Below are 12,459 nucleotides of genomic sequence, written 5' to 3' on the forward strand. Positions count from 1 at the left end.
ACATCCACTTAGATATGAACCGTGCGAGCAGTGGTCAGTTGGCATCTGCGAGGATTGTCCCAGTTCCTTAGGACGCCTGGCCTTCAAGAGCCTCCTCAATACGAAGCAGACGGTTGTACTTTCCAACACGATCTGAACGACACAGCGAGCCAGTTTTGATCTGCCCAGCGTTAGTCGCTACGGCCAAATCGGCAATCGTTGTATCTTCCGTTTCCCCTGACCGATGGGAAATCACTGCAGCATAACCAGCCTCTTGCGCCATACGTATAGCATCAAGCGTTTCACTTAGAGTTCCGATCTGATTAAGTTTAATCAAAATGGAATTAGCAACGCCTTGCTCAATACCCTTACTCAAAATTTTTGGATTAGTGACGAAAAGATCATCCCCCACCAGTTGAATTTTCTGACCCAGTTTAGCAGTCAAATAAGCCCAGCCATCCCAGTCACTCTCATCCAAACCATCTTCGATAGACGCAATCGGATATTTGCTACAGAGATCAGCAAGATAGTCAACAAACTGCTCTGAAGTCAGAGACTTCCCCTCGCCTGCCAACGTATATTTACCTTCCTTGTAAAATTCAGAGGCCGCGCAATCTAATGCTAACGTTACGTCTCGCCCCAACTCGTAGCCAGCGCGACTAACAGCTTCAGCAATAACCACGAGCGCTTCTTCATTCGAGGCCAAGGAGGGTGCGAAGCCACCCTCATCACCAACAGAGGTACTCAGGCCACGCTCTGAAAGCACGGCCTTCAAGGTATGAAATATTTCAGCGCCAATACGCAAACCCTCCCTAAAATTTGGAGCTGAAATTGGTTGAATCATGAACTCTTGGATATCGATATTATTATCCGCATGCTCACCACCGTTGAGGATATTCATCATCGGCACAGGCATAGAGTAAGTGGGGTTCCCGCCAAAGAGCTTCGCAAGGTGTTCGTACAATGGGATACCTTGAGCGGCTGCAGCTGCTTTAGCCGTGGCCAAAGAAACAGCAAGAATAGCGTTAGCACCGAGAATAGATTTCGAGTCCGTACCATCAAGAGAGATCATTGCTTGATCAATCACTCTCTGATCGAGGGCGTCCAGGCCTAGAATACGCTCGTGGATCGCGACATTAACGTTTTCTACGGCACGCATCACTCCTTTTCCCTTATAACGCCATGAGCCATCACGCAGTTCAAGGGCTTCTCGTGAGCCGGTGGAAGCCCCTGAGGGTACGCTGGCCTCACCTGTTACTCCACAACCTAAAGTAACGACAGCCTCTACGGTAGGGTTGCCTCGAGAGTCCAAGATCTCACGAGCGAAGACCTTCTTGATGCGAGTGAACTCACTCATTACTACTTTCCTCCAACTGCGATGCATATCCAGCATATTGATAATTAGCGTCCAGCAACTCTTGTTGTTCGGCAAACTCAGCTCGAATATCAAAATCGCGCGGCCAGTCATCAGACTTAAAATTTTGATCCAAAGCAGACCCAACAACTTTCTGTTGAACAATCATTTGGAAACCCCCTGACAATGGCGGCTACACCCGCACCTAGGTGAGTACCGATTGAGTGGCGCCACCGTATATATCCGACAAGGATTAGAGGCAAAACCTTAGAAACATCAAAGCTGATGCGTCCACCTCTAGAATTAGTTCAATTTACTGAAGGTTAGACTTGGAGGATTTTCATGCCGTTCGTACCACCCACCACATTGTAACTGTCACCCTTAGTGAGAATGATCCAGTCTCCAGGCTGTACCAAATCACGCCTCAGCAACTCGCCGATGGCGGCCTCACTTACTGTCTCAGAAGGCAGTGAGGCAGGATCAAATGCTATTGGATAAACACCACGGAACAGCGAGGAGCGAGCTTGGGTAGCGCGATGAGGCGAAAGCGCATAGATCGGCACATGAGAACGAAGCCGAGACATAATCAAGGGTGTGAAGCCACTTTCGGTAAGCGAGATGATTGCCTTAACACCAGGAAAGTGGTTCGCCGTGTAGAGCGCGGCCAGCGCGATGCTTTCGTCACAACGCCCAAAGGTCGTGTGCAATCGATGGCTAGACTTCACATTGGTTGGATGCTTTTCAGCCCCACTGCAAATACGAGACATGGCACGTACTGCCTCGACAGGGTATGCCCCAGCAGCGCTTTCAGCGGACAGCATTACAGCGTCAGTATTGTCGAGCACCGCATTGGCCACGTCTGATACTTCAGCGCGGGTAGGCATCGGACTGGAAATCATCGACTCCATCATCTGGGTCGCAACGATCACCGCTTTGTTGTTGCGCCGAGCATGCAGAATGATCTTCTTTTGAATAGCGATTAGCTCCGCATCGCCAATCTCTACCCCAAGATCTCCCCGAGCAACCATGACCGCATCGCTAGCTGCGATCAACTCATCAAGCGTCTGATCATCGGCAACAGCCTCGGCTCGCTCGATTTTTGACACGAGCCAAGCTGTCCCTCCTGACTCATCACGCAGCTTGCGGGCGTACTCCATGTCCTTGGCATCCCGTGGGAATGATACAGCCAAGTAGTCGAGATCCATTTCCGCAGCGAGTTTGATATCAGCTTTGTCTTTTTCGGTAAGGGCAGGAGCAGTGAGCCCGCCCCCCTTACGATTGATCCCCTTATGATCTGACAGAGGCCCGCCCACAGTGACGATGCAATGTAAGGCTTCGGGCGTAGTTGATTCAACACGCATAACCACGCGCCCATCATCAAGCAGGAGCTCGTCACCGACACCACAGTCCTTCACCAGGTCAGGATAATCAATCCCTACAACCTGCTCATTGCCCGACGTGAGGGGATGGCTCGTTGAGAACGAGAAGGTATCGCCAACCTTCAACTCGATCCGTTTGTTAGTAAATTTCGCAATACGAATTTTAGGGCCCTGCAAATCACCCAATAGGGCCACATGCCTACCGTGTTTGGCAGCGATCTCACGAATCAAGCGAGCGCGAGCAATGTGCTCACTTGGAGTTCCATGAGAAAAATTCAAACGAGCCACATCTAGCCCGGCCAAGATCAGCTCTTCAATGACTTGCGGTGAATTACTAGCAGGGCCTAGAGTTGCAACAATTTTTGTTCTACGGATAGTCATACCGATACCTTCCAGGGACGAGGATTCCCTCATCTCACTGAGTAAGTTCGAAAAGTTATTGCTGGCTGAGCACTCAGCAATACAAGGTGGGATTTACAGCCGAGACTGCGTGCCCCCGAGGAGGCACGCAAATATCTAGGTCACTCGTCGACGATGTCCACGTCTTTTGTCTCAGCAGACAGGTATACGCAGAGTCCAGAGAACGCCGCGAGAGCTATCGTGAGAATCGAGATCGCATATGGCGTACCGTAATGGCTGAGGAGGAATGCCCCTACAATTGGAGCAGTACCACCGCCCACGATTCCACCAACGTTGGTAGACATTGCGAAACCCGTGAAGCGAGCGCTAGGCCCGAAAGCTTCGCCAGTGAACGAGGGCACTGCACCGTATACCAAGCCATATCCGGTCATGAACATGCATGAACCAGCGACCATCGGCCAGAACTCGCCGGTTGAAAAGAGGTGCCAGAAAGGAAAAGCTGCCAGCGCAGTCACGACAAAACCAATCAGCATCATGGTACGGCGGCCAATACGATCTGCCAGCGCCCCTGCAAAAGGTACGACCACTAGGTGAGTACAAATCGCAACCATTGCCACGGACAGCACAAATGCATTGGACAAGCCTAACTCTCGCTGGCCATAGCTCAGAGCAAAGACAGTGAAGAGGTAGAAGGTCGAGAAATGGCAGATGTTAGCGCCTGCAACCAACATCAATTGCTTAGGATAGCGAGTGAACAAGCGAAGCGCCGGAGACTGCGAATCGCCAGGCGTTGCAGCCCTCTTCTCAGCAGTTTTTTCGAACACTGGGGACTCAGGGACTTTGGAGCGGACAAAGACCCCTACTATCAGCAACGCAAGGCTGGCGATGAAAGGAATACGCCATCCCCAAGCGGTAAAGTCCTCTTTAGGCAGCAAGGCACTGACGATCAAAAGCATGCCAGCGGATGCGATGAAACCAAAGACTGGGCCTATGTTATTGATCGCCGCATAGAAGCCCCTCCTTCTTCTTGGGGCATGTTCTAAGAGCATCAGCACAGCGCCACTGTATTCGCCCGCAAAAGCGAAGCCCTGGATGAAGCGGAGCACGCAGAGCATGATAGGTGCCCAGATGCCAATGCTGGCATAGGTAGGCAAAAGACCAATACCTACAGTGCTCAAGCCCATAATTATGAGAGTGAGATACAGCAGCTTTTTACGGCCAATCCTGTCCCCGAAATGACCAAGTACAAGCGACCCTAGTGGACGCGCCACGAAAGAAATTGCGAAAGACGCTAGAGAGGCCAGCCGGGATACTGTCTCGTCAGTCCCTGGGAAAAACAGAGGCCCAAAAATAAGGGCAGCAGCAGTGCCATAGAGGTAGAGATCGTAGGTTTCTAATGCTGTTCCGAACAGGCTTCCGGCCACAACATTCTTCATGGATTTTTTCTCGTCATGATCCATGTGATCGAGGTCACTTTCGACAGGGCTCGATATAGAGGTATGCATGGTTTCACCTTTTGTTATTGTAGATATGCAAGTATTTTCTTGCTGAAAAACTCTCAGGGATTATTCAAGGCCTCTGAGTGCTTTGACGAAATAATCACGATCTCCCATCTGCCCACCTTTGAGAGCAATCTCCACATCCTTCAGGTACGGCTCGCGAGAGTGCATTTGGCACAGAGGAGCGCCAGGAGAAATATCAGACTTGATAACAAGAGCGTCAGGGGCAAGCACTTTGGTCACTTGGCTCGATGTGTCGCCACCGGACACCACTAATCGTTTCAACGGGAATGCCTTGAGAATTTCAAGTGCAACCTGGCCTACTTCCATCGCTAGCTGCTTCCCTCCCTGAACCCTAGCCTCATCCCTAGGCAGGCCTTTTTGCAGCATTGCCTCGATCATCTGCCCGATCCGAGAGTCGCCTGGGCCTTTGGCAGTGTGAATCAGCACCGACCGCCCCTCTTCGAGGTGGGATACAGCGGCCATTACCACATCTCGTATTGCGGCGCTTTTTCTGGACTCAGTAATCAATGCGGCAGCATCGACTTCAAGCTCCACAAAGCCGTAATCAATTGCCGTTTCAATCTGGGACTGACTCAACGGCGAAGCACTGCCTGAGATCACCAGTACCTGCTCTGCAGGTTTCAGAGGTGCGGCCAGCGACGCTCGTGGCGGAAACACCCCAGCGGTACGCCAATATTGTGTGAGGCCATACTCCACGCCGGAAGAACCGACAACGAATACGGGATCTGCCCCTGATGAAAGCTCGGTCAATACCTGGCCAGCGGTGGTCATATGAGAGTCGTCGGTACCATCGAACAGCACTGCATCGTGCTGCTGGGACATCTCGTCGACTAATCGGCTGAGCTCTGCACTCCTTTCGAGCTGGCGGATATCGACTTTGCCAATCGACAAGTTCTTTTGCCTGCCGATATGGATACTCAAGTCCGCTTCATGCATCGGGGTAATCGGGTGGGCACTCATAATAGGGTGCCGGTCAATCCTGTGAACCTTGTGATCCGTCTTGGACAAGGCATATAGGTTGCCGAAAACACAGTAGCGACCCAGTGCAGGATTGCCTGCGATGATCGGAACGCCTTTGACACCATAGATGCGGGATGCCAACTCAATAACGTGGCCGATGCTGCCCACGGAGTCGGCGCTGTCAAAGGTCGAGCAAACCTTGTAGTGAATCAACGCTGGCGAAAGACGTTTGATACCCTCGAAAATCTCAGGTAGCGCCACATCCATTTCTGCATTGGACAAAGCACGGCTGTCACCGGCGATGCCAATAGCGTCAAATCCGCCGAGTTCTGCCAAGAGTTCCGGTGTCGGGGGATCAAGGAACAGGGCACACTTGAGTCCTGCAGCCGTCAGAACCTCTAAAGCATCTGTCGAGCCGGTGAAGTCATCGCCATAGAAGACCAAAGGGAGCTTGGTAACGTGCTGGGAGCTCATGACTTATTTGCCTCCGAACTTCTGGAGGGCAGCTGACAGGGCTGGCCTACCCTCTGCGTAACGCTCCAGAGGCACATGCTGTACAGCAGCCTCCCAACCTTCACGCATACTTTGAACGCCTGCTTCGATACCCATAGGATGACCGATGATGCCGCCGCCAGCGAGGTGCATCAGGTCAACAGATTGAAGCCTATTGAAAAGGTCAGGCGCCTGGCCTGCCCATTGACCGGAGGAGAACACAGGCATCAATGGGCGCATGCCGGCGAAGGTAGCGAGGCAGCTCTTGGCAGAGGAGATTACGGAATCGTCCGCCTCATAGAACTTGCCCTGAATACCATTAACGTGCAGATGGTCGATCCCGGCCAGCCGCCAGATCTTCTGATACACCTCGAATGAGAAACCTAACTGGGGATAACGAGTCAGAGCCCCCCAGCCATTACGATGACCGTGAATAGGCAACTGGGCATGCTTGCGAATGTGCTCAACCGCCGAATGCCCCACCCAATTCAGGCAAAGCATCACGCAGGTACCACCCGCCTCAAGCACCGCATCTTGTCGGCGCATCATCTCGTCGATGCTGCCGGAGATGTTGATAGCGTACATAGGCATGCGTCCGAGGCGATCTGCATGCTTGTGAAGCACAGGCATCACGGCACTGAGACGAGCATCAAACGACGCGTAGGTAGGATCGATGAGCAACTCATCATCCTTGATGAAATCGATACCTCCGGCGCAGAGCTCATCTACCACAGATGCCGTCTGCTCTGGAGTAAGGCCAATACTCGGCTTGACGATGGTTCCAATGATCGGTCGGTCATGAACACCAGCTAGCGCCCTAGTGCCTTCAATTCCGAATTGAGGCCCAGTGAATCCGGACGCGAACCGCTCGGGAAGCTCCAGGTCAAGCACCCTCAGCCCGCTGACCTCGCCAATCTCAAAAAGATTGCCAGCGATTGTGGTGAGCAACGCAGGGATATTCGTTCCAATATTGGCTGTAGGGAACGCGATAGTGACCTCACCTCGATGGTAGGTCTCAGAGGGATTGTGACGAGCCAGGTAGTCACTGTGCAGAGAAGGACTGGAAACGGATGGCAGCGGCTCGATAGCTACTACACGAGCACGGGAGCGTTCTTTGAGCTCCGCCGATTCGCCAGGAAGTGAGAGGAAGGTACCGCTGGATTGCTCCCCAGCGATTACCTCGCTAACCCGCTCAATCGGGTAGCTGCTCTCTACAAAAAATCGGGCAGTAAACTCCTCTCGCCCGGACTTGTGATCGACCATGATGGGTGCCTCAAATCTATTTGTTATTGTGAATCTGCCCGAAATGCCCAAGGCAGTTTCAAATCAATATACATTGACCCTGTATCAATCCAACCGATATGATTTCCGCCGAGCGTGAGAAAAACTCACACTAAGATCCTAGTAATGACCGAGGCTTCGGTCTCACGGAGGTGCGTATATGACGTCGCCAGTCAGGCCTTCGCTCAATGCTCTACGAGCGTTTGAAATGATCGCGCGCAAAGGATCGTTCAGCGATGCAGCAGATGCTCTATGCGTGACTCATGGAGCTATCAGCCGTCATGTCCGAAGCCTGGAAGACTCCCTAGGTGTAGTTTTACTGACCCGAAATGCGCATGGCACCAAACTCACCCCAGAGGGAGCACGCCTCGCCTCGGGCTTGGCCAGAGCTTTTGCCTTGATACAAGAAAGCATTGATGAGGTTCGCCCTCGCCCGCTTGAGCTCTCCTGTTCGGCCTCGATCATGATGCATTGGCTGCTACCTCGACTCGCCAAGCTCCACAGCAGCTTCCCCACCATGGAATTAGGCTTGAAGACGGGTCACGGCCCCATTGATTTCGCCCACGAAGGCGTCAGCGTGGCGATACGCTTGGACAGCATCGAACCACCTCCTGGCATCGAACCGATACCCCTAACCAGTGAATGGGTAGGTGCGATCTGTTCGCCTGCCTATCTGACTGCGTCCGGCGTCACGAAGGTGAGCGACTTGACCAAAGAACGCTTGCTGACCACGAAAACGCGGCCCCACGCATGGAAGGATTGGTACGCGTCTATTGAGCAGGAGCCTGGTGAGTTGCTTGAGATGGAGTATTTCGAGCACTTCTACTTACTCATTCAGGCAGCCAAGCTTGGCTTGGGATTCGCCTGTGTGCCGCGCATGTTAGTGGAAGCGGAGCTTGCGAGTGGTGCCTTGGTGGCTCCATTTGGCTTTGTGCAAGGGGCATCAAAATTGGTTCTGTGGGTTTCACCCAATGCAAGGCTACGCACCGACACAGCAGATCTGGAAAAGTGGATAAAAAAAGAGATGGCGCAAAGCTAAACAAGCGCCCACCTGGGCGCTTGCGATATTTCTGATTACAGGTCGCCTGCGCCCCAGGCCAGGAACCCGCCATCCACAGGCAGAACAACACCATTCACGTAAGCTGCCACGTCAGATGCGAGATAGCTTACTGCGCCGGCAATTTCTTGAGTCGTTCCGTAGCGCTTGGCCGGAATAGCATTGCTATAGGCCTGCCGGAAGGTGTCGCTGTGCAATTCCTTGGTCATTGGGGTATCGACTGGGCCCGGCGCAATGGCGTTAGCAGTGATACCGTACTCACTGAGTTCCACAGCCATTTGCCGAGTCAGCGCAATGACTGCACCTTTAGAGGTACCGTAAGCGGTTCGACCCTTGCCCACGGCACGCATACCAGCGACCGACGCGATGTTGATGATTCTGCCGAACCCATTTTTCCGCATGATTTGAGCGGCGAGCTGGCAGCACATGAACGTGCCAGTGACGTTGATGTGCATGGTCTTGTTGAAAACGTCGAGATCAAACTCTAGGAACGGCATGGTCTTGGCGATACCTGCGGAATTCACCAGGACATCGCATCTGCCGAATTCGCTATCGATCCAAGAAAATGCATCCCTTACAGACTCCACCGAGGCTACATCTACCTGGCACGCGTCAGCTGTGAAGCCCTCCGCACGCAGCTGTCGCGAAAATTGCTCAGCCGCGTCGACGTTGATGTCACAAATGACGACATGATGCCCGTCCTTTGCCAGTGAAACGGCAGCTTCAGCACCGATACCCATCGCACCGCCTGTAACCACGGCGATTTTCTTGTCTGCGTACTTCATCGAAACCCTCTCTTGTTATGATCGCCAAAGGCTTATTGGATCGCTGAAGGCTAGAGCTGCAAAGGTCTGAACGCAATGGATAAAAAATCGCGCTCAGGATAGAAAATCTCACACAAGCCGGCCTGGCAAATAAATTAACTAAAATTCAAATATAAATGACATGGCAAGTCACATATTCGCAGGAGCTAACACAAACCGTATCGGTTAATAATCCACTTAAAATCATGGACATTATTCAGCCATGATACCTCCCCCAAGAATGTTTAGATTACATCCACTTAAAGTGAACAGAAATATTAAAAAATCAAATTACCGCATGGTAGTGAGTGAGGCTGGAGACCACCCTCCTCCCAATGCTAGGTATGTTGCGATGGCCGCACGTGCTGCCTCAATTTCCGAGACCGCTCTTGAATCTGAAGCCCTCAGAAGTTGCTGATCAGCATTCAAGACATCGATGAGGCTTGCCGCCCCCTTTTGATAACTAGCGAAAGATGAACGACGCGCCTGGGCCAGAGATATTTCGCCCTGGCTCAATGACTGTGCCTGCGTCTGCCGGTTGATCAAGGCAGATAAAGCGGTTTCTACATCCTGAGAGGCGCTCAGCACCGACTGTCGATAAGCAGCCAAAGCTTCCGCCTCGCGGCCCTTGGCTAGGCTGATTTCAGAGTTGATACGACCGAAATCGAAAAGCCTCCATCTCAAACCGAAAAATGCTGACGATTGGTTAGCTCCACCTGAAAAAAGTTTTCCATCAGAGGTTGAAGCGCTACCGATAAGAGCTCCGAGAGAAAACTTTGGGTAATACTCACTGATTGCACTGCCAATCTGAGCATTAGCTGAACTGAGCCTACGTTCTGCAGCGATCAGATCTGGCCGACGGCGGAGAAGCTCTGCCGGCTCGCCCATGTTCAACAACTGAGGCGGCTTGTCCGACGTTGCTGAAGTAGAACGCGGTTATGAGGATCCAGCCACTTTCCTGGTACGCAATGGTGGTGAACCCGCCTTGCTCCTGGGCATCGTCATGCGCGAAGGCTGGAATGGGCTCGACTTAGGCAAGGCGCTGGAAAGCGAGACAGCGAAGATCAACGACAGCATGCCCTTGGGTATGTCGCTAACCAAAGTGACGGATCAGGCAGTGAACATCACGTTCTCCGTTGACGAGTTCATGATCAAGTTCTTCGTTGCGCTGCTGGTCGTCATGCTGGTTTGCTTCATCAGCATGGGGTGGCGGGTCGGCGTAGTCGTAGCGGCAGCAGTGCCGCTCACACTGGCAATCGTGTTTGTGGTAATGGCCGCCACAGGCAAGAGCTTTGACCGAATCACGCTGGGTTCCCTGATCCTGGCGCTGGGTCTGCTGGTTGATGACGCCATCATCGCTATCGAAATGATGGTGGTAAAGATGGAGGAAGGCTACGACCGCATCAAGGCATCCGCATACGCCTGGAGTCACACAGCAGCCCCAATGCTCTCAGGGACTCTGATCACAGCGATTGGCTTCATGCCAAACGGTTTCGCCCAGTCCACCGCTGGGGAATACACAAGCAACATGTTTTGGATTGTCGGCATTGCCTTGATTGCCTCTTGGATCGTGGCAGTTGCCTTCACGCCTTATCTGGGCGTCAAGCTGCTACCGGAGATCAAGACCGTCGCAGGGGGGCATGCAGCCATCTATGACACCCCGCATTACAACCGCTTCCGCTCGCTTTTAAGCCATGTAGTTGCTCATAAATGGCTGGTGGCGGGCGCGGTCTTGGCTGCCTTCACCGCCGCTGTCCTCGGCATGGGTTTGGTGAAAAAACAGTTCTTCCCTACGTCCGACCGTCCAGAGGTGCTGGTTGAGTTGCAGATGCCATACGGCACGTCTATCGCGCAAACCAGTGCCTCTGCGGCCAAGGTTGAATCGTGGCTCCGCGAGCAGAAGGAGGCGAAAATTGTCACCAGCTACATTGGCCAGGGCTCTCCTCGATTCTTTTTAGCAATGGCGCCTGAACTACCAGATCCGTCGTTCGCAAAAATTGTCGTCCTGACTGAAAACCAGGAAGCCCGCGAAGCTTTGAAGCACCGACTTAGGGAAGCTGCATCTGAAGGACTGGCTCCGGAAGCTCAAGTGAGAGTGACACAGCTGGTCTTCGGCCCCTATTCCCCCTATCCCGTCGCATACCGGGTGATGGGGCCAGACTCGTCGCAACTTCGTCAGATCGCCGACCGAGTGAAGGGCGTGCTGTATGCGAGCCCTATGATGAAGACAGTTAATACAGACTGGGGCTCGCTTGTACCGACACTCCACTTCTCGCTAGACCAAGATCGCTTGCAGGCGGTGGGCCTGACATCTGAAGCCGTATCGCAGCAGTTGCAGTTCTTGCTTAGCGGAGCGCCAATCACCTCGGTACGTGAGAACATTCGTACAGTCCAGGTTGTGGGCCGTGCAGCGGGAGAAGCCCGTCTTGATCCGGCAAAAATTGAAGCTTTCACTTTGGTTGGCTCTGGTGGCCAACGTATTCCGTTGTCACAAGTCGGTGATGTCAGCATTCGAGGAGAAGACCCAATACTGCGTCGGCGTGATCGCACGCCTACCATCACCGTGCGTGGTGACATAGCAGAAGGTTTGCAGCCGCCTGACGTTTCCATGGCGATGTGGAAAGAGCTCCAACCCATCATCGAGTCACTGCCAACGGGTTACAAGATCGAGATGGCCGGCGCTATCGAAGAATCTGGCAAAGCCAGCCAAGCAATTGTGCCGCTGCTACCGATCATGGTGGCTCTTACTCTATTGATCATCATCCTCCAAGTGCGCTCAATCTCGGCCATGGTCATGGTCTTCCTGACCTCTCCGCTGGGGTTGATCGGCGTAGTGCCGATGTTGCTGCTCTTCGGCCAGCCATTTGGCATAAATGCGCTAGTCGGCTTGATCGCGCTCTCGGGCATCCTGATGCGCAATACGCTGATTCTCATCGGACAGATTCATAACAACCAAGTCGATGGACTCACGCCATTCGACGCTGTGGTCGAGGCCACCGTACAGCGAGCACGCCCCGTCCTATTGACCGCATTGGCAGCAATCCTGGCATTCATCCCGCTAACCCACTCCGTGTTCTGGGGCACGCTGGCCTACACCCTCATCGGCGGCACCTTCGTAGGCACGATTATGACGCTTGTGTTCCTGCCAGCGATGTATTCCATCTGGTTCAAGATTGGCCCGCAAAGACGCAAGGATGCGAGCGGCGCGCCAGGCCAAGCCTGATCGAACAATCGGCGCCTGGTTCGAGCTTACTTGGGGCAGGCGCTTGAC

8 protein-coding genes and 2 pseudogenes are annotated in these 12,459 nt (G+C 53.1%); 2 read left to right on the top strand and 8 right to left on the bottom strand.

Translation table 11 applies throughout. From position 1 onward, the window contains the following. Positions 1 to 67: 67 nt before the first annotated feature. The 6 genes from eno to ACF8O8_RS08830 form a co-directional block, all read right to left on the bottom strand. Positions 68 to 1,336 carry a phosphopyruvate hydratase gene (gene eno, locus ACF8O8_RS08805; RefSeq protein ID WP_392509550.1) on the bottom strand — a complete coding sequence of 423 codons (1,269 nt, stop codon included), beginning with the start codon at positions 1,334 to 1,336 and terminating at the stop codon, positions 68 to 70. Next, positions 1,329 to 1,502, bottom strand: coding sequence for a hypothetical protein (locus ACF8O8_RS08810; protein ID WP_392509551.1), 174 nt, complete (start codon positions 1,500 to 1,502; stop codon positions 1,329 to 1,331). The genes eno and ACF8O8_RS08810 overlap by 8 nt, the downstream gene beginning before the upstream one ends. 154 nt (positions 1,503 to 1,656) lie before the next feature. Continuing rightward, positions 1,657 to 3,093 (bottom strand): pyruvate kinase, encoded by a 1,437-nt coding sequence (gene pyk / locus ACF8O8_RS08815; protein ID WP_392509552.1) that lies wholly within the window; start codon positions 3,091 to 3,093, stop codon positions 1,657 to 1,659. A 140-nt stretch (positions 3,094 to 3,233) separates the two neighbouring features. Continuing rightward, entirely contained in the window at positions 3,234 to 4,532 is a 1,299-nt protein-coding gene (locus ACF8O8_RS08820; RefSeq protein WP_392509553.1) for an MFS transporter, read from the bottom strand. Between the two features lie 105 nt (positions 4,533 to 4,637). Beyond that, a complete protein-coding gene (locus ACF8O8_RS08825) occupies positions 4,638 to 6,029 on the bottom strand; it encodes a four-carbon acid sugar kinase family protein (RefSeq protein ID WP_392509554.1) in 1,392 nt (463 codons plus the stop codon). 3 nt (positions 6,030 to 6,032) lie between these two features. Further along, positions 6,033 to 7,310 carry a ribulose-bisphosphate carboxylase large subunit family protein gene (locus tag ACF8O8_RS08830; RefSeq protein ID WP_392509555.1) on the bottom strand — a complete coding sequence of 426 codons (1,278 nt, stop codon included), beginning with the start codon at positions 7,308 to 7,310 and terminating at the stop codon, positions 6,033 to 6,035. 178 nt (positions 7,311 to 7,488) lie between these two features. On the opposite strand from ACF8O8_RS08830, the gene ACF8O8_RS08835 reads away from it, so the two are divergent. Continuing rightward, positions 7,489 to 8,367, top strand: coding sequence for a LysR substrate-binding domain-containing protein (locus tag ACF8O8_RS08835; protein WP_392509556.1), 879 nt, complete (start codon positions 7,489 to 7,491; stop codon positions 8,365 to 8,367). Between the two features lie 35 nt (positions 8,368 to 8,402). Here the strand turns inward: ACF8O8_RS08835 and ACF8O8_RS08840 are convergent, their stop codons facing one another. Continuing rightward, positions 8,403 to 9,170, bottom strand: a complete 768-nt coding sequence (locus ACF8O8_RS08840; protein WP_012051834.1) for an SDR family NAD(P)-dependent oxidoreductase — start codon at positions 9,168 to 9,170, stop codon at positions 8,403 to 8,405. Between the two features lie 309 nt (positions 9,171 to 9,479). Beyond that, a pseudogene (locus ACF8O8_RS08845) lies at positions 9,480 to 10,091 on the bottom strand (TolC family protein); the annotation flags it as partial. A gap of 4 nt (positions 10,092 to 10,095) precedes the next feature. Here ACF8O8_RS08845 and ACF8O8_RS08850 point away from each other — a divergent pair. Beyond that, a pseudogene (locus ACF8O8_RS08850) lies at positions 10,096 to 12,411 on the top strand (efflux RND transporter permease subunit); the annotation flags it as partial. Between the last annotated feature and the right edge of the window lie 48 nt (positions 12,412 to 12,459).

It is taken from the genome of Pseudomonas sp. TYF_14, from assembly GCF_043105275.1.
GTDB lineage: Bacteria > Pseudomonadota > Gammaproteobacteria > Pseudomonadales > Pseudomonadaceae > Aquipseudomonas > Aquipseudomonas alloputida.

What these genes read in the sequence shown, in the direction of transcription:
- eno (WP_392509550.1), bottom strand. Translation starts at nt 1,336, where the DNA reads ATGAGTGAGTTCACTCGCATCAAGAAGGTCTTCGCTCGTGAGATCTTG.
- ACF8O8_RS08810 (WP_392509551.1), bottom strand. Translation starts at nt 1,502, where the DNA reads ATGATTGTTCAACAGAAAGTTGTTGGGTCTGCTTTGGATCAAAATTTT.
- pyk (WP_392509552.1), bottom strand. Translation starts at nt 3,093, where the DNA reads ATGACTATCCGTAGAACAAAAATTGTTGCAACTCTAGGCCCTGCTAGT.
- ACF8O8_RS08820 (WP_392509553.1), bottom strand. Translation starts at nt 4,532, where the DNA reads ATGGATCATGACGAGAAAAAATCCATGAAGAATGTTGTGGCCGGAAGC.
- ACF8O8_RS08825 (WP_392509554.1), bottom strand. Translation starts at nt 6,029, where the DNA reads ATGAGCTCCCAGCACGTTACCAAGCTCCCTTTGGTCTTCTATGGCGAT.
- ACF8O8_RS08830 (WP_392509555.1), bottom strand. Translation starts at nt 7,310, where the DNA reads ATGGTCGATCACAAGTCCGGGCGAGAGGAGTTTACTGCCCGATTTTTT.
- ACF8O8_RS08835 (WP_392509556.1), top strand. Translation starts at nt 7,489, where the DNA reads ATGACGTCGCCAGTCAGGCCTTCGCTCAATGCTCTACGAGCGTTTGAA.
- ACF8O8_RS08840 (WP_012051834.1), bottom strand. Translation starts at nt 9,170, where the DNA reads ATGAAGTACGCAGACAAGAAAATCGCCGTGGTTACAGGCGGTGCGATG.